Source organism: Paenibacillus sp. EKM301P (assembly GCF_011800295.1).
Classification (GTDB): Bacteria; Bacillota; Bacilli; order Paenibacillales; family Paenibacillaceae; genus Paenibacillus; species Paenibacillus polymyxa.
The window spans coordinates 115,443-140,550 of record NZ_JAALFM010000007.1 but is presented as its reverse complement, the minus strand read 5'-3'; the positions used below and the strand labels follow the sequence as shown (position 1 = coordinate 140,550).

General features: G+C 45.8%; 17 protein-coding genes. 4 read left to right on the top strand and 13 right to left on the bottom strand.

Features of this window, described 5'->3' with window-relative positions; all coding sequences use genetic code 11:
* The first annotated feature begins 164 nt into the window (after window positions 1–164).
* The 3 genes from HFD99_RS17815 (at window position 165) to HFD99_RS17805 (ending at window position 3,467) form a co-directional block, all read left to right on the top strand.
* Complete coding sequence (locus tag HFD99_RS17815; RefSeq protein ID WP_025363729.1) at window positions 165–1,103, top strand: YwqG family protein; 939 nt, start codon at window positions 165–167, stop codon at window positions 1,101–1,103.
* 245 nt (window positions 1,104–1,348) lie between these two features.
* Complete coding sequence (locus HFD99_RS17810) at window positions 1,349–1,867, top strand: RNA polymerase sigma factor (RefSeq protein ID WP_025363730.1); 519 nt, start codon at window positions 1,349–1,351, stop codon at window positions 1,865–1,867.
* Entirely contained in the window at window positions 1,851–3,467 is a 1,617-nt protein-coding gene (locus HFD99_RS17805) for a DUF4179 domain-containing protein (RefSeq protein ID WP_025363731.1), read from the top strand. The genes HFD99_RS17810 and HFD99_RS17805 overlap by 17 nt, the downstream gene beginning before the upstream one ends.
* 118 nt (window positions 3,468–3,585) lie before the next feature.
* Here HFD99_RS17805 and HFD99_RS17800 read toward each other — a convergent pair whose 3' ends face one another.
* The 8 genes from HFD99_RS17800 to HFD99_RS17765 form a co-directional block, all read right to left on the bottom strand.
* Window positions 3,586–6,630, bottom strand: a complete 3,045-nt coding sequence (locus tag HFD99_RS17800; protein WP_167440969.1) for a glycoside hydrolase family 2 TIM barrel-domain containing protein — start codon at window positions 6,628–6,630, stop codon at window positions 3,586–3,588.
* A 51-nt stretch (window positions 6,631–6,681) separates the two neighbouring features.
* Window positions 6,682–7,506, bottom strand: a complete 825-nt coding sequence (locus HFD99_RS17795; RefSeq protein WP_013368914.1) for a carbohydrate ABC transporter permease — start codon at window positions 7,504–7,506, stop codon at window positions 6,682–6,684.
* A complete protein-coding gene (locus HFD99_RS17790; protein ID WP_016820161.1) occupies window positions 7,503–8,399 on the bottom strand; it encodes a carbohydrate ABC transporter permease in 897 nt (298 codons plus the stop codon). The genes HFD99_RS17795 and HFD99_RS17790 overlap by 4 nt, the downstream gene beginning before the upstream one ends.
* Window positions 8,400–8,500: 101 nt before the next feature.
* The gene (locus HFD99_RS17785) at window positions 8,501–9,790 is read right to left on the bottom strand and encodes an ABC transporter substrate-binding protein (protein WP_016820162.1); all 1,290 of its coding nucleotides are present in this window, start codon (window positions 9,788–9,790) and stop codon (window positions 8,501–8,503) included.
* 343 nt (window positions 9,791–10,133) lie between these two features.
* The gene (locus HFD99_RS17780) at window positions 10,134–11,948 is read right to left on the bottom strand and encodes a cache domain-containing sensor histidine kinase (RefSeq protein ID WP_039276562.1); all 1,815 of its coding nucleotides are present in this window, start codon (window positions 11,946–11,948) and stop codon (window positions 10,134–10,136) included.
* Between the two features lie 39 nt (window positions 11,949–11,987).
* On the bottom strand, window positions 11,988–13,553 hold the full coding sequence (locus HFD99_RS17775; protein ID WP_016820165.1) for a response regulator transcription factor: 1,566 nt from the start codon (window positions 13,551–13,553) through the stop codon (window positions 11,988–11,990).
* A 236-nt stretch (window positions 13,554–13,789) separates the two neighbouring features.
* Window positions 13,790–14,425 (bottom strand): uridine kinase, encoded by a 636-nt coding sequence (gene udk, locus HFD99_RS17770; protein WP_013368919.1) that lies wholly within the window; start codon window positions 14,423–14,425, stop codon window positions 13,790–13,792.
* Between the two features lie 75 nt (window positions 14,426–14,500).
* On the bottom strand, window positions 14,501–15,022 hold the full coding sequence (locus HFD99_RS17765; RefSeq protein ID WP_016820166.1) for a ClbS/DfsB family four-helix bundle protein: 522 nt from the start codon (window positions 15,020–15,022) through the stop codon (window positions 14,501–14,503).
* Window positions 15,023–15,365: 343 nt separating this feature from the next.
* Between HFD99_RS17765 and HFD99_RS17760 the strand changes: the two genes are divergently transcribed.
* Window positions 15,366–17,459 (top strand): pectate lyase family protein, encoded by a 2,094-nt coding sequence (locus HFD99_RS17760; protein WP_167440968.1) that lies wholly within the window; start codon window positions 15,366–15,368, stop codon window positions 17,457–17,459.
* 92 nt (window positions 17,460–17,551) lie between these two features.
* Here the strand turns inward: HFD99_RS17760 and HFD99_RS17755 are convergent, their stop codons facing one another.
* The 5 genes from HFD99_RS17755 to HFD99_RS17735 all read right to left on the bottom strand — a co-directional run bounded on the left by HFD99_RS17755 (window position 17,552) and on the right by HFD99_RS17735 (window position 25,107).
* Window positions 17,552–17,896, bottom strand: coding sequence for a hypothetical protein (locus HFD99_RS17755; RefSeq protein ID WP_016820169.1), 345 nt, complete (start codon window positions 17,894–17,896; stop codon window positions 17,552–17,554).
* 112 nt (window positions 17,897–18,008) lie between these two features.
* Complete coding sequence (locus HFD99_RS17750; RefSeq protein ID WP_045244946.1) at window positions 18,009–20,972, bottom strand: DEAD/DEAH box helicase; 2,964 nt, start codon at window positions 20,970–20,972, stop codon at window positions 18,009–18,011.
* On the bottom strand, window positions 20,969–22,624 hold the full coding sequence (locus HFD99_RS17745) for an SWIM zinc finger family protein (RefSeq protein ID WP_090890823.1): 1,656 nt from the start codon (window positions 22,622–22,624) through the stop codon (window positions 20,969–20,971). Before HFD99_RS17745 ends, HFD99_RS17750 begins: the two co-directional genes overlap by 4 nt.
* 210 nt (window positions 22,625–22,834) lie before the next feature.
* Complete coding sequence (locus tag HFD99_RS17740) at window positions 22,835–23,953, bottom strand: GerAB/ArcD/ProY family transporter (RefSeq protein ID WP_031462626.1); 1,119 nt, start codon at window positions 23,951–23,953, stop codon at window positions 22,835–22,837.
* Window positions 23,953–25,107 (bottom strand): Ger(x)C family spore germination protein, encoded by a 1,155-nt coding sequence (locus tag HFD99_RS17735; protein ID WP_031462627.1) that lies wholly within the window; start codon window positions 25,105–25,107, stop codon window positions 23,953–23,955. Before HFD99_RS17735 ends, HFD99_RS17740 begins: the two co-directional genes overlap by 1 nt.
* Window position 25,108: the final 1 nt, after the last annotated feature.

The window sequence follows — 25,108 nt, the reverse complement described above, 5'->3', positions numbered from 1 at the left end:
TACTCTCATATGGAACGGAAGAAGAGATCCTAAGGGTCTCTTTTTAGTATTCTACGTCCTTATATCTGCTAGAGAAATAGCTTGTCAGACTGTAATTTGGTAATCTTATGTAAGACTTGTATGGGAATATATTTATATTATTTCATTCAAAAGGGGCGAGTGAGATGCTGAAATCACCATTAAAGGAAGAACTGACTCGAATACTCGAAGAGCATTCACTTGATGATGAATTAAAAGAAGAGCTCTATCAGGAAGCCGAAGCTACGATACAATTTCATCTAGAGCATGAGGAAAACTATGAGCACGTTGGAAATAGTCGGATCGCCGGCTATCCAGATCTGCCGCCTTCGATCGAGTGGCCGTGTAATTCAGACGGAGAATATTATACGTTTATTGCTCAGATCAATCTAAGCGAGTTGCCTTTTTCACCATTCGAGGGATTGCCTCATCAGGGCATATTATACTTTTTTCTTGGGCTGGATGAGCCAGCTTATGATATTGACCATAAAGTCTTTTACTATAACGGTGACAGCAGCGCTTTGAAGAAAACATTACCGCCCGCTGGGCGCGTAGAGGTGTCGGCAGAGCAACGGGATTTCACCGCCTATGCAATTTCCTTTCATCCGATCCTGACACTACCATCGGAGGGTGAGCTAGGAGATATTCTTGTAGATCAGTACGAAGAGCTTTATGAGCTTCTATATGAACATAGCGACACGGTGTGGGGACAGCATCAGTCTTTTGCCGGGAATACTCGTCGGGATGCTTATCTGTGCCGAAACGGGCTAGAGGGTCTTCTATTTAACTGGCATAAGAGTGAGAGTCAGATCCACCAGGAAGCCGAGCAAGCTATACATAGGGGAAGTACGGAGTATGCGGAGCAGTTACGATCCAAAGTGCTGCCTCAGCTGCAAGAATACCAGGCGAATCAGGAAAAGCACGATCAAGCTTCAGAAAATTGGCACGTTCTGCTCTCTGTATCATCCTTGAATGAGGTCGGTATGTGCTGGTGGGACGCAGGGTATTTGGAGTTTTTTATAGATCAAAGGGATTTGAAAAACCTTGATTTTACGCGAACGTATGTTAATCTGGCAACGAGCTAGCCGGGGCGCCACTCATGTTTATGATGAAGGCAAAAGGCCGGGGTTAGAGCAGGGTGCTTTTTTGTTTGATAAAAAGTAGTGAATTGAGCATATGGCACAGTAGGTTTGTTTTGCCTGACCGTTGGGAATTGAACGATTAATCAAAGGTGGTCCTATATAGGACTGCCTTTTTTAGATGTAAATGAACGATTGTACTCTGTTATTAGTCTTATAGATGAGACCACAACAAGGGGGGGGACACACATATGACTGATCGAGAGCTATTTGAACTATATAAGGAACAGATATATTATTTTTGCTATTATCTGATGCAAAATCAAGCAGATGCGGAAGATGTTTGCCAAGAGGTATTTGTCAAAGCAATCTTGGCCGACAGGTCAAAGGTACAAGATCTCAAATCATGGATTTTACGAATTGCTTCCAATGAGTGCAGCAATGTGCTTAGAAGGCGAAAGACTGGGCTGATGAAGGAAATACGAACTTTTTTATTGTCACGCCCTCATTTATTTAATCCGGTGGAAGAGAGCTTATATCATCGAGAAACTCAGACAGAGCTACACAAGCTATATAACAAGCTTCCAGATAAAATTCGAATGGTCGTGATCCTTCGTTATGTAAACGAATTGACTGTGCCGGAAATATCTAGAGTTATAAATATACCCGAAGGAACAGCTAAATCCAGATTAAATCGGGGGCTTAAACTGCTAAAAAAAATGGTGGTATCTCAAGTAAAGGAGATGAATAGCAGTGAGTCGGTATTTTGAAAAAGAACAGCATATTCCTCAACCTGAGTATGATGCAATGTGGGTGAATATAGAACAGGAAGCAGCCAGACGAAAAGAAACTCTGCAACAGTCAGAGGAAGCACCTACACCTAGAACAAAAATTGTTCCTGTGAGTATCGTATTCTCATGTTTTTTACTCGTTGCCATCCCTGTATTCGCTAGTGTAACTATCAATTGGGATAAAATAGGCGGACGTAGTGTAACCAATGCGCTAAATAATGGTATTGGCCAGCGGTATGATCTAAAAGCAACCAATGCAGGCATTACGATGAATTTGAATGGTGTTGTAACAGATGGTGAAAAAATGAAAATGCTTATCTCTCTGGATCCAGGAATCGATCCAACCAGTTATATTGGGTTTGCTATAGAGAACACTATGGTAACTAGCAATTCTAATAACAAGGAACGAGCACACGGATATTTAAATTACGATCCTAAAAGCCAGAAACTCCTTGGTATTTATGAAACTGTTGATACATTAAAAGATCGGAAACAAGATTACACACTTGAGGCACAAAATCTAATTTTTTATCGTAACCAGGACATTCCTCTAAAGACGGATCATCAAGCCGGGGATACACTTGTTACGGGGACCAAGCAGTATCCTAACATTTATATAGAATCCGTTCGACAAACCAACAACAAGACTGTTGTCCGCTTTAGAGTTGCTACAGCTCCATCTGATTTAGGACGTGGGAACCCGCATTTAGTAATGAAAGTGGGCGACAAAGAAATAGACGCAATCCCCACCATTCTACCTAGCGACAGCCCAGACTTGCATATTGAGCAGGTATTCAACATGACTGCACAAGATTGGAGTAAGGCAAACCTCCATTTTAGTTACATTGAGGAAGCAAAACGAATTGAGGGCACCTGGAATTTCGAATTTGAAGCGGATGGGAAAAAAGCAAGTGAAGCGATTTATTCTAAGAAGTTGCATAGCAGCACTGAATTCCAAAATAATACAGGCGCTACCCTAGACCAACTGATTGTTACCCCCTTGGATATTGAAATTCTAGTAACAGAGCGTGATTCACTTAAGAAAGGAAATGTTCATTATAAAACAGTTCAACTGGTTATAGGTGATAAAAAAATTAGCGGTGGTCGGAATATTAAAGGAGTTGATCCTGAAAGTTATCAACACTTATATCAGTTTGAATCTCCAGAATGGTATAAGGACTGGTCTGATATTCCAATGAAACTTATATTGAAAGATGCTGTCATTGAGAAACGTGATACGTCTAAAAATTGGGTCACTCTTCATAAACCTAAAGAAGAGAAACAGTTCGCTGGCCTTAAAGCGGACGGTTATCAAATTGATTTTGCATACTATACAGAGGGAAAAGATTTGATTGTCGAATCGAAATCCGGTTCCCCTGGCTTCAAAGGTGTCAGCCAAACAACGATGCGAATTAACGGCAAAGAAGTAATACCTGAGATCATTGCGAAGGGCATGGTATCCACAGGCGTTAATGTTGATCGTTATAAAGATATTAAATTAGACGGAAGATTGGAACTAAATCCTGGCATCTACAAGTACAGTGATCCTGGACGTGATATTGAAGTTGTTTTGAAATAGATAGGGCGTTCGCCGCCTATTCTACAATTACGTAAATACAAAAGCCCTTCCGGCTTTCCATGAGGGAAGCAGCGGAAGGGCTTTTGCTACATATATATTGTCCATACAGGGAGTTTATTTATATCCGCTGCACGGTGAACTCGAATTCCAGCTTTTGATCGGCTGGGATTTGATATTCCTCATGTACTGGAGCACCCCAGCTGTCGTCGCCGCCTACGCCCATTTGCTTGCCAGCTACGGTGACAACGGTGTAATACACGTTCGGTAACTCATACACATGGTATGCACTTTCTAGCTCGAACGCTGTATACGGCGAAATATTGCATTCCACCGGCGCGGTGGCAGGTGCGGTAATGCGGATGCCCCGCTGGGAATCGTCAGTAATATCGACACGGCGCACGCCTGTACGATTGCCGGATTCCTGTGGCACGACATACCCGGACACGTTATCCGCAGCTTCGTTGCGGAATACGCCAAGTCTAGCACCGAGGGCCCGGTCGATGTAATTCTCCTCTGGTCCCATCGCATACCAGTCCAGATGGCGGTAGTCCGCTGGAACCTTGAACGAAAGGGCAAAGATCGGCAGGTTAGGCAGTCCCGATACACCTTCATAGGTGGATTTTACGTTCAGACTGCCGTCCGCCAAGACGGTATAGGCTACCGTTACCTGTACGTCTGCATGAATGCTCAACGTGTAGCGGAACGTAATGGTCACAAGGTCTGCCTGCTCTTCCGTGACCTCGATGTCCACACATTTACGCGTCAGACTTGCAGCGAACCAGCCACATGCTTCAAAGCCGAGTGCGGTTCCCCGATCATTGTCTGTGGTCGCCCGCCAGAACAACGGGGCAGGAGGCGTAGCAATCATCTCACGTCCCGCGTAGCGAAGTGAAGTCAGGCTGCCTGCTCCTTTGGAGAACATGATGCTGAAATCTGTACCGTGAACGCCAATATTTACATCGCCATGTACTACTCGTAGGGCTCCACCTGTAGGAGCTTTTAGCGGACTTGGATCTTCCACAATGAAAATATGCTGCCCGAAGGCCACTTCATGCCCAGCCTCAGCCCAGAGCGTCGCTTCCTTCAATACAAGCGCCGTGTGAATGACATATTCCCCAGGCTTCCCGTCTGTGCTTGGGAACGTCAATGGAATATAGGCTTCGGTCTGAGCCGCCACATCCACATGACTCACATTTCGCGTGATCTCTTGACCTTCATGCAACAGGCTGTATACCAGTCCATAGTCCCCTGTTCCCTCGAACAGGTTTTCGTTGCGAATGGTCACACCTTGGGTATCCGGGATGAGCTTCAGATTTTGATACAGGAATTTGACCTCCTGCATCTTTGGTGAAACCTTCCGGTCCGCATAGACAATTCCGTCCGTACAGAAGCCATAGTCTGTCGGACGGTCGTCAAAGTCGCCGCCGATCGCGAGGTACTCGCGTCCGTAACGATCTTTTTTCATGACCGCTTGGTCGATGTAATCCCAAATAAAACCGCCTTGATACAGCTCGTATTTGTTCTCTAGCTCGGTATACTTGTGCATGCCGCCCACGGAATTGCCCATCGCATGCATGTATTCGCAACTGATATATGGCTTTTGTGGATTGTCGTTCAGGTATTGCTCGATATCAGCGGGCTTGGCGTACATCCGGCTCTCCATATCGCTGGTATCATCGTACGTACGATTGTGAAACACGCCTTCGTAGTGTACCAGACGGCTCGGATCGGTGGACCGGAAATAGTTAGCGACATTGCGTAGCACTTCGCCTGCATACGACTCATTTCCGCAGGACCAGATCAGAATGGATGCATGGTTTTTGTCCCGTTCCAGCATGGAAATGGCGCGATCCATAACGATATCCTGCCACTCAGGCAGATTGGCCGGAATATTCCACGAAGGCTCGACTGCGCCGAGTTTTTGCCAGGAACCGTGTGTTTCCAGGTTCATTTCGTCAATCACGTATACCCCGTACTCATCGCACAGTTCATACCACAGTGTCTGATTCGGATAATGAGAGGTACGTACAGCGTTCATATTGTTCTGCTTGAGCGTCCGAATATCCCACAGCATATCTTCACGGGAAATTGCACGTCCGGTACGAGCGTTAAATTCATGGCGGTTCACACCCTTAAAGATGATGCGCTTGCCGTTCAGATGCATGACCTTGTTCACCATCTCGAATTTGCGGAAGCCGACCTTTTGTGGGATCACCTCGACGAGTGTTCCATTGGCATCATAAATTTGAATGAACAACGTGTACAAATAAGGCTTTTCCGCGCTCCAGCGCTCCACTTGCTCCAAGGTTGCTGACAGCGAGGCGATACCATCTGTAAAGTCAGCTTTCAAAGAAGCTACTATATGTCCGGTGGCATCCTTCACATCGACAGTTGTATGGGCTGTTGCTGGTTGCTCCAAAGTCAGTTTCAATTCCAGCAGGCCCTGCGTGTAGGTAGCATCCAGGTCCGCCTTGGCATGCAGGTCGCGTACGTGAACAGTAGGGATCGTGTACAAATATACGTCTCTGAAAATGCCGGAAAAACGCCAAAAATCCTGATCCTCCAGCCAAGCTCCCGTACTTCTTTGATATACCTCTACCGCCAGTTTGTTTTCGCCAGCTTGCAGGTAGGGTGTCAATTCAAAATCAGACGGTGTAAAGCTGTCCTCGCTATAACCGACAAATTGTCCGTTCAGCCATACATAGAAAGCCGACTCAACACCTTGAAAAGAAATGAACACAGGTTGCGCGTCAGAAGCCATATTTTCAGGCAAAACAAAGCTTTTGATATAGCTACCGACCGGATTGTGGTCTTGTGGAATATGAGGTGGGCGAACATCCGAATGTCCGTCCCACGGGTACATCGTATTGGCGTACTGCATTTGGCCGAAGCCTTGCGTCTGGATATGACCTGGTACCTGAATATCGCTCCAGCCGCCATATTCAAAGTCAGGGGCATAGAATTCTGCTGGGCGAGTGGCTGGATTCGTCGCATAGTTGAACTTCCAGCTCCCATTCAGGCTGTGACGCCAGGCCATATCGGCCTGGTGCTCTGCTTCCTGAAGCGTGGCGTAATATTTATGATCGGAATAGGCAGGCAAGCGATTTACGGCGAATTTGGTTACATCGGTGAGCCAGTCCAGACTAGGGGTATGAATGGTCAAGGCGAACACTCCTTATTTTTAAATTGAATGAAGACCGTATACAGAAATCTATTATTTTACCGAGCCGACCATACCTGCGACAAAGTGCTTCTGCATCAGGAAGAATACCAGTGCAGTCGGCAATGTGGACAGGACAATGGCAATCATAATAACGCCGTAGTCCGGTGCATAGCTGGAGCCGAGGTTCGAGATCAACAGCGGGATGGTTTGATTTTCTGGCGTTTGCAGTACAATCAGAGGCCAGAGGTAGTTGTTCCAGCTGGACATGAACGTGATAATTGCGGCAGCGGCATAGGTTGTTTTCATCGTAGGCATATACACCCGGAAGAACAGACCCAGCTCGGATAATCCATCCATCCGGCCAGCTTCCAGCAGATCCTTGGGAAACATCTTGGTGCTTTGACGGAAAAAGAAGATCAGGAACGCCGTAGTTACGGTTGGAATAACGACAGAAGAGAGCGTATCAATGCCGATCCACGGTATCACATTAGAAATGCTGCCGAACATCCGGTAAAGCGGGATCATAATCGCCGCAAACGGAATCATCATCGACATCAGCAGGATATTGAAGACAACGTCTTTCGCTTTACTTCTGTAAATTTCAAAGCCATAACCAGCCAGTGATGCAATGAGCATAGCCAGCAACGTCGTTGAGATGGAAACCTTTGCAGAGTTACTGAGCGCAGTAACGATGTCTACTTGTTCGAGCAGATTGTGCATGTTATCCATCAGGTGGGAGCCAGGCAGAAGCTTGCCTTTGGTCACATCGACTGACAGGTTCGTGGAGCTGGATAGCATCCACAGGAACGGGAAAATCGAAATGAATGACACAAGAATCAGAAAGGCGTACGTAAATGCTCTTTTTGTTTTCATCATTTTTTCTCACCTGCCACTTTAAACTGGATAATCGACAAGATAATGATCATAATGACGATGGAATAAGATACGGTCGCCGCATAACCAAAGTCGGATGAATACTTGAAGGACAGATTATAAATATATTGCGAAATAGAAGATGTCGCGTTACCTGGTCCACCTTTGGTAATATTCATGATTTCATCGAAGAGCTGAAGTGTACCAATCGTCGATGTAATCGAGGTGAACAGGATAATCGGCTTAAGCAGTGGAACGGTAATGCTGAAAAACTGCCGGATCGGGGAAGCTCCGTCAATACGGGCCGCTTCGTAGATGGAACTGTCAATGTTTTGAAGACCCGACAGGTAAAAGATCATGTTGTACCCTGTCCAGCGCCATGTGATCGCGATAATAATCGTTACTTTGGCCCAGAAAGGATCTGTAATCCATTGGATTGGCGTGCCAATCACGTGCAGGTTCAGCAACAAGGAGTTTACCAAACCGTCAGCCGAGAACAGATACTTGAAAACAACCGAATAGGCTACAAGGGATGTGATACACGGCAAGAAGATGGCGGTGCGGAAAAAGCCTTTGAATTTCAGGTTTTTATCATTCAACAATACGGAAATAAACAGAGCCAGAATGACCATTAAAGGTACCTGGAAAATTAAGTAGATAAACGTATTCTTCACAGCGGTAATGAACATTTTGTCAGTGAACAGACGCTTATAGTTATCAATGCCGTTAAAGCTCAGATTAGACCCAGTACCCGTCTTAAAGGATAAGATTAGCGCCTGAATCATCGGATAGAAATAAAAGGCGGCAATCATGATCACTGCGATGGATATGAACAACCATCCTGTCATACCTGCTTTAAGACGTGTTGTAGTCATTTTGGGCGCGGCTGTCTTCATACCATGTCAACTCCCTATGCAGCAATAAAACCTTGAACTCGCAAGCCCAAGGTTTTAAGTGCTTATCGTTTTATTGTTTAGCCTTGGCTAGATGGACTGACTTATTTAAGCTGTGCTTCCGCTTGTCCTTGAGCGTCCTTCAGAACTGCATCTACATCTTTTCCGTTCAGGTAGTTTTGAATTTCAACAGTCATGATGTCCTCAATTGCATAAGTGTGCAGGCCATAATTGACTTTTGGAACTTGTTTAGTCCAATCAGCAAATTTCTTGTATACTTTGTCGCCACCGAAGTAAGCATCTTCCACGTCATAAGCTTTACCGCTGGAAGCTGCGTTCAATGAACCAACAATTCCGATTTTGCTCAGCATATCTTGATACAGCTCTGTATCTGAACCAAATGTTTCTTTCAGGAAATCAGCAGCGGTATCTTGACCGTCCGAGTTGAGGACATACCAGGAGCTGCCGCCGAGGCTGGAAGCATTCACGGATTCAGGTATATTTTTCAGTTTAGGGAAAGGAACTACAGCCCATTTACCGGATTGCGAAGCTTCTGCCTTAATCGAAGGCGTAATCCAGTTACCTGTAGGTACAGAAGCAACTGCACCGCTGTTGAATGCGGCCAAGAATTGACTCCAGTCGGCATTCATTTTAACGATGTTGGCGTCGAACAAGGCTTTGTACGTCAAGAGCGCTTCTTTCAGAGCTGGATTACCAGCCAGGTTTGGTGTTTTACCGTCTTCTTTCAGGTACCAAGAACCTGCAGTTTGGATCATGCCACGGATCAGACCGAGATCATTCGGATCTTGAGTCAGCATATCTTTGCCTGTTTTTTGTTTTACAGCTTTACCGATTTCAATGAATTTGTCCCAATCAATATTGGTCAAGTCAGCTACTTTGTAGCCAGCTTGTTCCAGATAATCCGTTCTTACATACAATCCCATAACGCCGGAATCGAAAGGAACTCCATATTGCTTGCCGTTGTAGCTAGTCGGTCCGATTTTATAATCAGCGAAGTCGGATGCTTTGATCGAATTAGTCATATCATGGAAGGAATCGGGATAGGCTTGCAGGAAGTTCTGTGCCCGGTAATCCTCAATTAGAACCACGTTTGGCAATCCTTTAGTAGAACCGGAGTTGAGGCCGGCATTCATTTTTTGAACGATATCGTTTTGAGCATATTCGACAATGTTTACGGTTACATCTGGATGTTTGGCAACATAGCGATCTTTTGCCAGCTTCAGGGCTGCGATGTTGAAGTTCGGGTCCCAAGCCCAGACTGTAATTTCTTTCTTGCCTGAATCTGTGGTCGTAGCTGCTTTCTCAGAATTGCTGGAGCATGCGGATAACAAGATCAAGCTTGCAATCAGCAGAAGGAAAGACATTTTTTTCATTTTGTTCAACCCCTACTCTTTTTTTATATGTTGCTAACCATGTAGAACTTTTTTGAAAGCGGTTACCTTGTTTATGAATTTAGTTTATCATCCTTGCTTTACTGGCAGTTAGGAATATCTTTATACAGATTGGTCTTATTATTATGATTTATCCAAAAAGGTACCGCTTACATTTGTACTTTCTTTAGACTTAGGTAATTTTTATAGATTGAACTAAAGATTTTCACGAAGCGCCATTGAGCGGCCGGATGGTGCTTCCCATCGCTGTTGTGCCTAGATGGCTAGCACCATTCCGCCCACTCCATTCTTGTTTCACTTCTTTGTTTCGTTCAGCCTATATTTTTTATGAGGTAGGAGGAGCGGGTTTTACGATCAGTGGCAGTGTCATTCTTACTTTGGTGCCCTCGCCCTTCTTGCTGGAGATGGTCACACCATATTCTTCTCCATATAAAAGGGTAATGCGATTGTGCACATTCTGGATGCCGATGCCCGTAAATAGTTGGCGTTTGCTCTTGGGGTTCGGCAGTCCGTCCTGCGCTGTATGCCCGTCCAAATCCATACCATCTCCATCGTCGACTACTTCACAGATCAATGTATCCTCTGTTTTCGACACCAATATATAGATGTGCCCTGTGTTTTTCTCATTAAACGCATGGAAAAAAGAGTTTTCGATAAAAGGCTGAATGATAAGCTTGGGCACATGATACTCCAGACAATCGGGTGATACAAAATAATTTACCTGTACCCGTTGCCCATAACGCACATGATTAATGAATACATAATTTTGCATGTTGGCCATTTCTTGCTCGATGGTGATCGTTTCGCTCACATTGCTGATTGTATTTTGCAGCAAGGAAATGAGTGCATTGATCGTCTCGGCGGCGGTTTCCTTGTTTCCTTTGAGCACTAGCATTTTGATTGAAGCCAATGTATTGTACAGAAAATGTGGATTGATCTGCCGTTGTAGTGCAGCAAGCTCTGCATTTCGTTGGCCTTTCTGCGTTTCTAAAAGCTTATGAATATAATCATTGAGTTCATCAAGCATGTAGTTGTAAGCATGACTTAACTGTCTGACCTCGTAGCTACCCGTGACCGGGATATAATTATCAAAATTTTTCTCGCGTATAGTCGACATTTGCTTGACCAGCCGAGTCAGAGAACGAATCAGGCGACGTGAAATGAGAAAAACAATCACCAAAGCAATCAGTACAATGGCGATACAGATCCAGACAACAGATTTAACGTCAATAATTTGCCCAACTGCGGTTTGCCTATCGATCATGTTCACCAGATAAAAATCAAATGAAGGGATATAGTTGGAAAGAACGATGCTCTCCTTATTCATTACATCCGCATTAATATAGTTTAGTCCCTGTTCATTGATTTTGGTGGCATAGCCCAGCAGCTCACTGGAGCGTTGTCCGATTAGGTCCTGACGGTTGCTCGATACGATCAGTCCTGATTTGTCCAAAATAAGCACATCATTACCGTTACTCGTGAAATTGTTATAAAAACGCCGAAATTCTGGCTCCCGAATGGCAATGTAGATCATTCCGTACAAGGTGCCACTGGTTCGCTCCATAAATGGTTTAGAGGCGATAATATAGGGTGAGGGTTTTTGGACGGTGCTAGTCATTTGTTGATGAAATAACTCCGTATCCATTTGATACATAAGCTGTGCCGGGCGTGCTACACTTCGGGCCGTAATAGCACTGCTCTTAAGCTGCTCCGCAGTTACAGGCCAATAGGAGGAATCGGAGTAAAAGCTCCGTCCGTTCAGACCTGTTACAGCGACACCGACATCATAAGCATCGACGTTCGATTTAATTTGCTTCATTTGCTGTGCCATACCGAAGTAAATCCTTGCCGAGTTAATCGAGTCAGATTGGCCGCTAGTCAAATAGTTTTTGACTGTTCCATTTTCCGAAGCGTGGGTTACAGCATTCACGATAGAGTCATTGAAGGATTCAAAGCTGGATTGAATCTGGCTAAGCACCTTGGCATTGGTAATACTGAATGTCTCAGCGAATAGTCGTTCAGACATTCGAATCGTCACCAAAGAGGTCAGCAACGATACCGCAGTGATGCTGACCACCATAACAATAAAGATTTTGAAGAACAGACCTTGATATTTGATCTTGTGGATATATCTTTTCATATTCGATCTCTTTTCTGCTGGCAGATATGCGCTTGCTCTCTAATGGAGATGCTCCCGGCGGTACTGGCTGGGCGAGTAGCCCTTCACTTTTTTGAACACTTTAGTAAAATAGCTGGGGTCCGAATAGCCTACTGTACTGCTAATATCTGAAATGGGCAGCGTCCCCGATCGCAGTAGTTCAGCAGCTTTTTCAACCCGAATTTTGTTCAGGTACTCGCTAAATCCCTCTGTATGGTGTGCCGTAAAATAACTGGACAAATAAGAGGGGTTAAAATGAAAATATTGCCCAAGGGTCGTCAAATTGAGTGTTTCAGCATGATGTTCCTCAATATACTCCAGCAATTTTTTCATGCTTGCACTACTTCCTTGCTGCGTCTTAGCCAGGATCTGTCGGTTCGCTTCCTCTAAAAAAGTCTCCAGCAACCGTACGGCTTCATGTACATGAGGGGCATCATTAATTGTTTTGAAATACGAATATTTCGCCGCATCCAGTTCCTTCATATCATACCCCTGATTCCCGAGCAAAATTGTAATGTTGAACACGATATTTCCGAGCAGCGATTTGAATTCAAAAGCGGTCGATGTGTAGTTGCCGGACATGGCGGCTACATAGGACCTCAAATCCTGAAAAGCTGTATCAAAATGCTCACGCTTCATCTCTTCCGTAAACTGTTTTAAGTTAAACGAACGATTCACCTGAACAGGCTGAGGGAGTTCATCTTCGATCAGCAGCGCTGTCTCTGGGAAATAAAAGCGGTAACTTAGTAATTTGGGCAGTTCATCCTGATAGACACTGCTAATCTGATTAAAATCATCAAATAGATGACTGACCGCCCAGCCTGTCTGTGGATCGAGCTGCTTTGTCTCTTGAGCAACTTCCCTAACCGCAGCCATCCAGGCATCTAATTCCCGTGGCCCCAGATTGGCTAAAAAAACGGCCGCATACCCATCCGATGGCAGCTGTCGCAGAACGATGTGTTCACAGGCAGAGGCTACTCGGTCTGTAAGCTTGGAAAATAGGTCCGAAGCCGAGGGATTGGTAGAGCGTCCCTTATCTTGCTGTACCGACTGTTCTATACCTATGAGCGCAAAACGGGCGTAAGGAAATGCTTGCTTCACCAGCTCAACGTCATAATCTATGCTATAGCCAGAGATCAATTTTTCGATCACATGATCCATCGTGATTTGATTATTCCCGGCATCTTCCTGATATTGAATGGATGGAATTTTGCGGGCTGTTCGCTGGAGCACCTGAAGCAGCTCATCTGTGTCCAGCTTGGGCTTTAAAATATAGTCAGCCACACCTTGCTGAAAGGTGGAGCGTACGTAATTAAACTCGCCGTAGCTGCTGAGCACAATCACCTCGATATCTGGATAGTTCTGTCTGACGATGCGTGTCAGCTCCTCACCATCCATGATCGGCATTACGATATCCGTAATGACAATATGAGGACGCAAGGCTTCAATCAGCTCCAGCGCCTCTTTCCCATTGGAGGCCTCACCTACAATTCGAAATCCGTATTGTTCCCACGACAAATGATGTTTGATCCCTTGCCGTACCAATATTTCATCATCTACAATTAAAATGTTGCATAGCTCATTCATGACAGCACTCTCCATAATTATATCTATTCAAAAAAGACGCCATTAAGGCGAGGGCCTAATCATCTGACGGACATAGTTGATAACGCTTCCAACTTTAACTAAAATCTAAAGCTTTTAATCTTTACATGCTAACATAAACGGCAGGGTGATTCCAAAGATAATTTAGTTCAAATGGCATACAAAAGACAAAAAAGGCTGCCGAGAAAATCTCGACAGCCTGAACAACCGGGATTACTTTATACAGTACCCCATGTCCGATCTCCTGCCAAATATTTTTCAGTCAAAATAGACAGCAGTTGAATACCAACCTCGTTATGTCCTCCCTCAGGCAGGATCAGGTCGGCGTATTTCTTGGAAGGCTCAATAAATGCCTCGTGCATCGGCTTAACCGTCGTCAAATAGTGATCATGGATCGAATGGATGGTGCGACCGCGTTCCTCAATATCGCGAAGAACCCGACGGAGAATGCGCACATCAGGGTCCGTATCCACAAATACCTTAATATCAAGCAGGCTGCGGAGTTTTTCGTCTGACAGCACGTGCAGACCTTCCAACATAACGATATGATTCGGCAGAAGCTCTACCGTCTCGTCCGTGGAACGAGCATGAACCGTAAAGTCATACACGGGCGCTTGAGTCGCTTGTCCTTTTTTCAGACATTGGAGATGCTCAATCAGCAAGTCGTTGTCAAAGGCAAACGGATGATCATAGTTGACCAAAGCACGTTCGTCATAACTCAGATGTGAATGGTCTTTATAGTAGTTATCCTGAGATATGAAAGTCACTTTATTAGATCCCAGACGCTCAACGACGGCGCGTGCGACCGTCGATTTACCGGAACCTGTACCGCCGGCAATACCAATAATAAGCATGGCGTTTCACTTACCCTTCCCTAAATGTATCCCGATACAACTCAAGTATTGTAGCACAATGCACATTTTTTTTCATCACTGTTGCACGTTGTATTTCTTCCATTTCCGTATTTTAGTTCTGAATGTTTTGAACGGTGCTACGGAGTTGATGTGAATCCATCTCGCCATAGGCCAGTTCGGATTAGTGCCTGTCCAGTTGTAAATGCCCTGGGTGAAGAGCTCTTCATGACTGAGTGTGTCTACCCAATCCAGCCATGTCTGTTCCGCCAGCTTGAGCATATTGCGTAATTCATGTAGAGAGTGGTGGGAATAGGTCTTGTAGAATGATTGGTATAGTTCGCCTAGTCTATTCCACTTATAATTCGGGGCGGGCATGATAACGGTTTTTCCCTCCCGTTCGTCTTTGTCCCAACTCATGACGAGATGAAGCCATCCGAGCTGGTAGGCAATCATTTCTGCGGGTGTTTTATCTACTTCGTCGATTCGAGTATCCTTGTGGCTTTCGTCGATGTCCTGGAATTCACCGTCAAACCGTAAGTAGGCGGTATGAATGGCTTCTTTTAACTCTGATTTGGAAGCGTAGTCGTAGCTAGACATCTAATCGCTCCTTTACATGAGAAATTGGTGATACTCACCCCTTTATATGTACCATTCTCAATATGACAACCGTATGTCTTATTCAAAAATAAAAAAATCTCGTTTTTTGTGATTTTATGAAACATCATTTGGTGTGTTCGCGAAAAAGAACGAAAAATTAATAGAAAAATTAAGACAAAAGATAAGTAATTAGACATATTTTAATATTTATTTAAGTGCCTATAATTATTGGAGTATAGCGATTAGGGGCCCTCATTGGTGCATGGATATGATTTCCTCCATCAATACGTTATATACCGTTTGCTTTAGTATTCATAAATCCAATTGAGAAGGGAATTGTGATATGAAATCGAGTTTGTTAAAAAAATGTGCAAGTGTAATGTTAAGCAGTACGTTGGCACTGTCTTTATCATTACCGCTATTAGGCCACGCACAGGCTGATGAGAATGTACAGGTAAGTGATGATTTTGAACAAGGAGAAGCTCAAGGCTGGTCTGCAGATTCGGGGAACTGGTCTGTGGTCAAGGACGGGAATGGTTCTACATACCAACAATCTAGTCGAAGCGAAAGCCATTCCGTAAAAGGCAATACCTCATGGACAAATTATAGTGTGCAAGCAGATGTATATGTAAATGATTTTAATGGCTCTAATCGAGTATATGTGGCAGGTAGATACACGGATTCTAACAACTTCTATGCAGCATCGTTGTACAACAAGAAAGGCGGAGCCCTTGAGATTCGTAAAAAAGTTAATGGATCTATGAAGACACTGGCTACCAATAAAAAATACAAACTGGACACCAACACATGGTACAGAGTGAAGCTGGAGCTATCCGGTTCGGAAATCAAAATGTATGTTAATGATCAGCTGGAGCTGTCCGCAACAGACGCCAGCCTCACAGCTGGAGCTATGGGTCTGGTAACGTCCAAAACCGTTGCTCAGTTCGATAATGTGATTGTATCCGGTGCTTCTTCAGAAGGGGGTACAAGTACACCACCTGTGAAGCCGACACCGGGTACAGAACAACCGACTCCTGGGGTGGAGCCTAGTGTAACCTCCAAAAATAACTATAATTTGACTGGCTTTTCGTATGGTAATACAGGTGGTGGGAACATTGCCGATACCGATGCCAATTACAAAAAGGTGTACAATGCTGTAGATCTTAACGAAGCACTGAAAAAAGGCAGCAAGGTTAAAGTGATTGAGATTATGAATGATCTGGACCTTGGCTGGAATGAAATTCCTAGCGCTGCGAAGGCAATGCCATTTAGTGCCAACAATCCTGTACAAACACATCCTGTTCTAAAAAAGACAGGGGTGAGCAAAGTCTATATCGAGAATATGAATGGAGTTACAATCTTCTCGGCCAATGGTGCGAAAATCAAGCATGCCGGTTTTGTCATCAAACGAAGTTCTAATTTGATTTTCCGTAACCTTGAATTTGATGAACTTTGGGAATGGGATGAAGCAACCAAAGGAAACTATGACAAAAATGACTGGGATTATATTACCATCGAAGGTGCAAGCTCTAAGGTATGGATCGACCATTGTACATTTAACAAAGCCTATGATGGCCTGGTAGATGTGAAAAAGGGCAGTAACGGAGTTACGATTTCCTGGTCCTTGTTCAGAGGAGATGACCGCAGCTCCAGCAGCTGGGTAACCCAACAAGTCAACGCGATGGAAGCAGATAAGTCCTCCTATCCTATGTACGCTTATTTGAGAAGCAGTGCAGTGGGCATGAGTAAAGAAGATATCATTGATATTGCAGCACGACAAAAGAAAGCGCATCTGGTGGGTGCCACGGAAATGGCAGGCGACAATGCGGATTTGGAAGTGACGCTGCATCATAATTATTATCTGGATATTCAGGACCGGATGCCGCGTTTGCGCGGTGGTAATGCTCATGCGTATAACATCGTTATGGATGATGCTGGATTGGCCAGAGCCAAAAAAAGAATTACGTCCGACATGGCCAAAGCGATCGCTGCCAAAGGATATCATTTTGACGTCGTGGGTAATGGTGCGATTTCAACAGAAAACGGCGCAGTGCTGCTAGAAAAATCGTATTTAATTGATGTGTTTTCTCCGGTACGTAACAATCAAAAAGACCCTAACAAAGCGGATTATACAGGTAAAATCAAAGCCGAGGATGTTATCTTTTCGGACAACGGTGCCGTGTTCAGAGGCGGCAGTGACGCTGCGAATAGCCCATTAGCTCCTTATCCAGCGAAGGCTAAGACCTTCTCTTGGAATGGGTTCACAACGTTGCCATACAGCTATACAGCCGAAGACCCTGCCAACCTGGTTGCTCAATTGCAGGCCAAGGATGGAGCGGGCGCAGGCAAGCTGAACTGGTCGAGTGAGAACTGGCTCAAAACGGTGTACAATACAGCCGCTACGAAAGACGTACAAGTGGAAGAAGATTCCGAGTAGGTAGGTAGTTTGAAAAAAAGCAGTCAGGACAGATGCGCTCTGTTCTGACTGCTTTTTTTGTTAAACACGTTTAGGCTGCGTTCGGTACGAATTTAACCAATAACGACAAATGAGGACACGCCAGCAGGTACGGATCTAACGCGGAATAATACTCCATCATCTCTAAAAGTACGCAGAATATAAGGCTGGTTCGTAGGTGTGCGGACTCTGTTGAATCGGGCAGTACCAAAGCGGTCGAAGCCTGCAGCTTGCACAAAGGTTCCATCTAAACGCCGGAGTGTTGCAAAAAATCCAGACGTGTTAAAAGGTACACCATCATTATTAGCCCAGATAACTGTAAATCTACGAAGGGTTTGTGTTGGACTCACATTGCGATATCTCGTAACAGGAACCTTTCTGCCCGTAGATTTCAGCGTTTGTGGAGGACGAATGGCCACTAAAAATCAACTCCTTTGTTGTGATGAGATATTAAATGCACACAAAGGAGTGTTGGACCGTGCTATAAACTACTCTTCCTTAAAATAGGCGTATAACGAACTTAGCACCTCATTATGCCCAATCGCGCCGTAGCGTGAAGAGGTCTTTTAACGCGTCTGTAGACAGCTCAGTAATCCAGCCCTCGGTGCTGGTGATAATTTGGTCACTGAGCTGCTGCTTGCTCTCCAGCATTTCATCAATACGTTCCTCCAGCGTACCCAACGAGATAAATTTGTGAACCTGTACATCTTTGGTTTGTCCCATCCGGTAGGCTCGGTCTGTAGCTTGATTTTCCACAGCTGGATTCCACCAGCGATCAAAGTGAAAGACATGGTTGGCAGCTGTCAGATTGAGGCCCACCCCTCCGGCCTTGAGCGATAAAATAAACACGGACGGCTGCTCGTCAGGGGGAAGCGTATGTGATTGGAATTGATCAATCATTCGGTCACGCGCAGTTTTGGATGTACTACCGTTCAGATAGAGCACGGGTTCTTGAAGTTCCTGAGCGAGTACCTGCTGAAGCATCTGACCCATACCAATATACTGCGTAAAAATAAGACAGCGCTCGCCCTCTTCCCGCAGCTCCTTGACCATAGCCAGAATGCGCTCCAGCTTGGATGAACGGCTAATAACCGCTTCAAGATCGTGCTGACTATAACCAGAAGCTACTGCATCCAGGAGCGCCTCCTTAGTTAAGAGAGCAGGGTGGTCACAAAGCTGCTTCAACTGGGTCAGGGCTGATAAAATGGCTCCTTTGCGCTCAATCCCCTCCAGCTTCTGCATCCGTTCCATCAGTTCTTTAACAATCTGATCATAGAGCGCGCCCTGCTCGGAGGTGAGGTGAATATACGTTTTCATCTCGTTCTTGTCAGGCAAATCAAGCTGTATCGCAGGGTCCTTCTTTTTGCGACGTAGCATGAAGGGCTGAACCAGCTTTTGCAAATCCAACGTGCGCTGCTCATTATGTTCTTTTTCAATAGCATTCATGAAGCGATTGCTAAAGGCGCGTGAGCTGCCCAGATAACCTGGATTGATGAAATCATAAATGGACCATAGCTCGGACAGCCGATTTTCAATAGGTGTTCCTGTCAACGCGATACGATGACGTGCAGGGAAGCTGCGCACAGCTGTGGATTGCTTGGTTTGAGCATTTTTAATGTTTTGCGCTTCATCCAGGCAGATCGAATCCCAAGTCATGCTCTGCAGCAGCTCTTGGTCCAGAGTTGCCGTAGCGAAGGAGGTCAGGATGACATCAGCTTGCTCGACTTTTTCGCGGAACAAGTCTCCTTGTTCTCGCTTGCTTCCATAGTGCAGCATGACCTTCAAGGAGGGAGCGAAGCGGCTGAGCTCCTTCTGCCAGTTGCCCAGCACTGAAGTCGGGCAAATCAGCAGCGAACTGGAGCGCACACCTGTCTCGGCGGCAATGTCCTGTAGGTGCAGTAAATAAGTGATAAACTGCACCGTTTTGCCGAGTCCCATATCATCGGCTAGGCACGCGCCCAATCCGAAGCGTCGCAAAAAGGCAAGCCATGCATACCCGTCCTGCTGATACGTCCGCAGCTCGGCTTGCAGCCCATCGGGTACGTCCAAAGCGGGCCATTCCGATTGCCGTCCGAGCTGGCTGATCAGCTTCAGTAGATGAGCGTTCAGCTCTACTTCCAGTCGGAAGCGTGCCGGGTCCTCCGGCTGCTCGCCCGAGGCGTCGCCTTCAGGCTCGTCGGTGTTGCCGAGCAGATGCAGCTGCAGGATGTCCTGAAAGGACAATCCCTGAGTGCTGTCGATCCCGGCCATGGCACGGCGGATTTGCGCCAGCAGCGCAGGGTCGAGCGCGATCCATTGGCCGCGGAAGCGCACCAAGCGCTCGTTGCGAGCCACAAGCTCGGCGAACTCCGACTCGCTCAAATCGGCATCGCCGATGGCCACACGCCAATCGAACTGGACAATGGAGTCCAGTCCGAACAGCGAGCTGCCCTTCGTGCGCTCTCCCGCCCCTTCGCCTGGGCGTACCTTGGCCCGCAGTTTCGGCTTCTTGCGGGTGGCTGCCTCCCACCAGGCCGGCAGCAGTACCTGCCAACCGCTTTCCAGCAGACGCTGGCTGTCGGTCGTCAGGAATTGCCACGCGGCTTCGTCAGAGAGCGGGCGGCTCAGTATGTCATCGCGGCTTCCGGCACGCTGCCCTGCGGGCAAAATGGCGGTCAAGCGTTCCAGCCACCCGCCTGAGCGCTCACGCACATGCGCCGTCCATGCATCAGGCCATGATCCGGATGCATAGCCATCAGCGGCGAGCTGTACAGGCACCAGCAAGGCCGGGTCCTGCTTGTCCTGCAACACAAGCTTGAGCTGCCAGGACGGCTCGTCGTCCTCCAGCTCTGGCTCCAGCAGTTGCAGAAGCGGGCGGAACGGCGCCGTATCGGCCTTCCAGCCAATGGCGATCAGCCATGCCTGAGCATCCAGGCCTGCTGCGACCTGGCGTTGGGGAGCGAAGAGAATCGGATATTCTCTTCGCAAGTCAGCGGCTTCCGCTTCGGTGCCGTACCAGCGCTGAAAAACAGCGGCCGAGAACGCCGCTACCAGTCCATCGCGCTCGTTCTGATCCAATCTGTCGAGTAAAGCAAGTTCTGCCGGTTGGATGTTTTCCAATGCTTCTGCATCCCATTCCCATTGCAGCTTCCCCGCTTGAAACGATGTGAAGCTGGGCACATAGGCTTTCGCTTCAATACAGTGAGCCAATGGAGGGATCAGCCGAAGCCACGGGGCATTGGCCTCGTCCCAGATCCATTCGATATGCTGTAGAAGCTCCTGCTCTGCCAGAAAAGGAATCACTTGCTCCGAGGGCAGCACGATAATATCTGTGTCTTGAACATGCTGAATCTCTAGCTCGGTGCCATAAAATGAAGCCTCATGCCAAGCAAACAAACGTTGCTTCAACATTTGACCGGAAATGCTATAGTTCATGGAGGAATCGCCATAAATTAGCGCGTCTCCATAGGTAGTTAATTGGATGTACACCGTAATCGTTTCGGTATATTGGCTCATGATAACAATTTCCCTTTCCGCAATTCCTCCTGTAGCGCCCGCAGGCGGCTGTGACGGCTGGTAAAGGTCATGAAGAACAGCTCCCAGCGTGTTTCTTGCTTCATTTTTTTGTACAGCTTGAACAATCGCTTTAACAGCTTAACTGCCGCTTTATAGCTAGATCTGTTTTTTTCCAGCACATAACGTTCTACCGCTTGATGGTAAAAGGGCAGCAGCAACTCAGGCGCGTTCTTTTCGATGGGTTGCAGCACGCTCACTCGAAAACTCAAAGGTTCACTGCGTATGCTTAGCTGATAGTCGATCCATTGCCGCCATTTTTCATGAGCAAGCAGGGCCTCTTCATACATCCCCCCGGCAAATGGAAGCATACCCATCAGCGTGTCCCACATGTCCTGTTCTGCTTCTGGAAGGTGCTGCAAAACCAGCTCCCAATCATGCATATAATCCTGTAAATGATCGTCCCGATGACTGTGAAGGAGGGGGCCGATATGCTGCAGTCCATCCTTGAGACGTACCCAATCTGCGGCCTGTCGCAATGCATGTAAGAACAATAGCAACTGGCTGGAGGAGATTTTTAGTGGAAAAGCTCGTTCCGCCTCCTCTAGTAGTTCCCAGGCTTTATGATCCTGCGCTTGGTAAACATACATCCAGCTCTGAGCCAGCATCCACGGAAGGCGTGCCAACGTAGCACTACGCTCCTTTTCAGCTGCAAGTAAATGCTGTAATTCTTCCGTATATATGCTAGGGTCCTGCCTTGCAGGATACACCCAGTACAGCCAAAACTGATAATATGCGTCTGAAAAATAAGTACCGTTCCGCGACTCTATCAGCATTTTCTCGCGTAAATAAGCTAAAGTTTCTGCCATACGAGCTTCGTGCATCGGTTCATCAGTTAGCTCCAGAGGACGCTCAAAATCACGTTCAATCGCCTCTTTCAGCTCATCTGCGGCGATTTGGGTGTAGTAGCCCATATAGGTATGAGTGGGGTAACCCGTCATGGGGGCCTGAGGTACCAGCTTCTCCAGTACACGCAGATGGGCATGCAGTCCATATAGCTGCTGCATACCGGGTGAGAGCGGCGGCTTCACAGCATAGATCGAAGCTAAAGCACTTTGCACATATTGGGAATTTTGAGTGTGCACATGATTAAGGGCGATACACTGATCGAACAGATCATGCCATTCGGAAACGGGCATGTCCGGTAGGTTGCTTGCTTTTTTACGGAGAGCATCTCTTGTTGCTTCCTTGTGATCCGGCGAAGGGTTCGACCGGAAAGTAGGTGCGGTACGGGTGTCTGCTTGTGTAGTCAGCCGTGCGAATCCTGCCGAATGAGCGTTCACTAATGCATGCACGGAACGTTCCTGTTCATTCGCGTAATTCAGCAATACGGCGATCATATGCTTGCAGTTGGTGCGAACAGGGCATGTACATCTGCTGGCAGCAAAAGCACTCAAGTGGAGATCCACTTCGTAGAGCTCATTCCCATCCACGACAGCCGCGATATGGTCAGCATCAGTCATTGCGAATTCTTTGACCTTTCCCTGCTTAAAATACTGAAAACCTCGTTTGATCGTTACATCATTAAAATGGTCAGCCACGTTTTGAATGAGCTGCTGCCACTGTATATCATCCATAAGATAGGTTGGTTTCATATGCAATAGTCTCCTAAGAGAGAATAGTTGATCTGATATTGATCTAATAGTAGCTTAACTCTTCCATTATATCAGTTCACGAATATAAATTGAGTGGAGGGGGCAGTTGGAAAATTCCGAAGAATAACCGCTGGGGGTAAAAAGTGAAAAACCCCTTACGCTATAGCATAAGGGGGGCATTCATTGGCAAGAACGAGGAGGAAGTATCCCCTACTTCTTCCCATTTGGCTTCTCTGTTCGATGGAAGACCATAGAGATGACGAGAAGCACCAAGGGTACTGCCGCGCATACCACTATTCCAAAGTAACCTATTATTTTATCGAAGTTGCCTATTTCAATAAAATTTTGGGGATACATGCTCAGGCAAAATAACATAATTAACGGGAGATAACAGATATACCTGTTCCACTTTTGGGTGAGCTGGCTGATCCCAGCCACAATATAGAAATAATAATTTGAGGCGGTCATGAAAATTTTGATCGTCCACAAAATGATAAATAATATTTCAAATCGTTCCAGAAATGCGCCGGGGAATTCAATTTGCTGTGCAAAAGAAACGACAGGCCATTGCAGTCGGGAAACTTCTTCAACGGACATACAGCCAACGACCATCGTTACCATTAAAATATACAAACCCATTGCAATCGAGTAGCCGATCCACCCGGCCTTCCATGCTTTTTGTGGGTGGGTCATCACATTAGTTAATATAAGAATGGATTCAAAACCCATTGTAGAGAAAGGTATAACTTTAAGTGATTCAAAGATCGGACGCCATCCTTTATGGAAAACAGGACGCAAATGATCAAGATTGAAATGGTTGACATTAAGAACGATCAACAATAAAAAAACAATAAAGGTTAAAGGGAAAAAAAGCTCAATCAATCGAACCATTGCATGGAGACCGCCCCAGGTCAGATACCCGATAAGCAGAAGAAATGGCAAGAGAATCATGCTTATCGGGGTTCTCTCCAGTGCAAGACCCTTGAGGAATTCCGCCATCATTCTACATACAAAAGAGCAGATCATCATGCAAAATACAATAAATGCGATATTGATCAGAAGGCCGATGAATTTACCTGCAATCACAGGATTGAACTCATAGAACGTCTTCCCCGGAAATCTATGGCACAATTTAACCTGGATAAAAATGACGACGATTCCAAGCAGAGTTGCCAGCAAAAGTCCCTGCCACACGTCGGGCGTTTGCGTCTTCTCTGCAATGGTTCTTGGTAAACTGACAATACCCACAGCATACACGGTCGAAGTGACGGTAAATAAGGCTTGTATTGTGGATATTTTTTCATGTTTCATGGAAGGTATATTAGACATTATTCACCCTCTCCTTTTGTATAAGCACCAGTTCGCTCGATCTGTACTTTAGCCTTAACATCGATTGGTATTTGACTGAATGTATCTTGCCAATTTTCCTTTACCCGATCCCAGTAAGCGGGATAGTTCACTTTTACTTTTGTGCCAAAACCGACCACATCTGCTCTCATTTCTTTCTGGAGTGTGTTTAGCGATTGGGATACGTTATATTTGATTTCATCCTGCGCCTCTTGTTTAGCGGTTTGAATGAATGATTCCTTCAGGAAGTCTTCAGAATTAACCGTGCTTTCGTTTAGTTTAATATCTGCTTTAATACGAACTGTGAATGAGAGGTCCTGCCCGTTGAGGTGAGGAATAAGTTTAGTGTGGACATCCTCAACTTCAAACACCACGGATTGATTTGACTTTGAGCTCTCAATTCTAATAATTGAGCCCTTCGTTTTTCCCAGCATCCAGTTGATTCCGATGACATCCTCTTCGTCCAGCCAATAAGCAAATTTCTTCGTTTTGCCGCTGATCAGAGCTGCGCCAGAGAAGTGGTTGCCTCCATTGGTTTTTATGCCTTGAACGAGGAAGTCAGCTCCTTGTGAGATATGCGTAGAAATTTCCCCTAATGTTATTCTATAAGGTATTTTTGAATTTAAATTGCTGTTTTTAGCCATTGCTTCAAGGTCAATAGAAGGGATCTCTTGATGTTTACCGATCTTATTGAGCGCTTCTTTCGCATCGCCTTTTATGATCATAACAAGTGATTTTCGACTTGGTTTATAGGAGCGAGTAAATGTATCTAACAACTGGTCGATTCTTCTTTTTTGTATAGCTTGGTCACTAATCAAAATCAGGCGAATAAAACTATATAAAGGAGCACGGGATACCTGCTTGGCCTGTTCCCTGGAAGCAGACTGGATGGAATCCTTGTTAAAGGTTGTTACGTTGCTGTACATATTTTTTCTGGATTTCTGCGCGATTAAGTGCTGATAGGTAAGTTCCAGCATATTCTGCTGATCCATATCAATGGCGACACCTTGAATAATACTCAAGTTATCGATCTCTCTGCTATCCCAACAACCGGTGAGGAGAGCACACACGATCCATGCGGCAAAGCATTTTTGCACCCAGAGGGTGCGACGAAACAGAAAGGCGTAAGAAATCATA

Coding starts and splice junctions, on each gene's coding strand:
- HFD99_RS17780 (WP_039276562.1), bottom strand. CDS start 11,948: ATGAAAAGATATATCCACAAGATCAAATATCAAGGTCTGTTCTTCAAA.
- HFD99_RS17745 (WP_090890823.1), bottom strand. CDS start 22,624: ATGAAACCAACCTATCTTATGGATGATATACAGTGGCAGCAGCTCATT.
- HFD99_RS17775 (WP_016820165.1), bottom strand. CDS start 13,553: ATGAATGAGCTATGCAACATTTTAATTGTAGATGATGAAATATTGGTA.
- HFD99_RS17735 (WP_031462627.1), bottom strand. CDS start 25,107: ATGATTTCTTACGCCTTTCTGTTTCGTCGCACCCTCTGGGTGCAAAAA.
- HFD99_RS17810 (WP_025363730.1), top strand. CDS start 1,349: ATGACTGATCGAGAGCTATTTGAACTATATAAGGAACAGATATATTAT.
- udk (WP_013368919.1), bottom strand. CDS start 14,425: ATGCTTATTATTGGTATTGCCGGCGGTACAGGTTCCGGTAAATCGACG.
- HFD99_RS17740 (WP_031462626.1), bottom strand. CDS start 23,953: ATGTCTAATATACCTTCCATGAAACATGAAAAAATATCCACAATACAA.
- HFD99_RS17750 (WP_045244946.1), bottom strand. CDS start 20,972: ATGAGCCAATATACCGAAACGATTACGGTGTACATCCAATTAACTACC.
- HFD99_RS17815 (WP_025363729.1), top strand. CDS start 165: ATGCTGAAATCACCATTAAAGGAAGAACTGACTCGAATACTCGAAGAG.
- HFD99_RS17785 (WP_016820162.1), bottom strand. CDS start 9,790: ATGAAAAAAATGTCTTTCCTTCTGCTGATTGCAAGCTTGATCTTGTTA.
- HFD99_RS17790 (WP_016820161.1), bottom strand. CDS start 8,399: ATGAAGACAGCCGCGCCCAAAATGACTACAACACGTCTTAAAGCAGGT.
- HFD99_RS17760 (WP_167440968.1), top strand. CDS start 15,366: ATGAAATCGAGTTTGTTAAAAAAATGTGCAAGTGTAATGTTAAGCAGT.
- HFD99_RS17765 (WP_016820166.1), bottom strand. CDS start 15,022: ATGTCTAGCTACGACTACGCTTCCAAATCAGAGTTAAAAGAAGCCATT.
- HFD99_RS17795 (WP_013368914.1), bottom strand. CDS start 7,506: ATGATGAAAACAAAAAGAGCATTTACGTACGCCTTTCTGATTCTTGTG.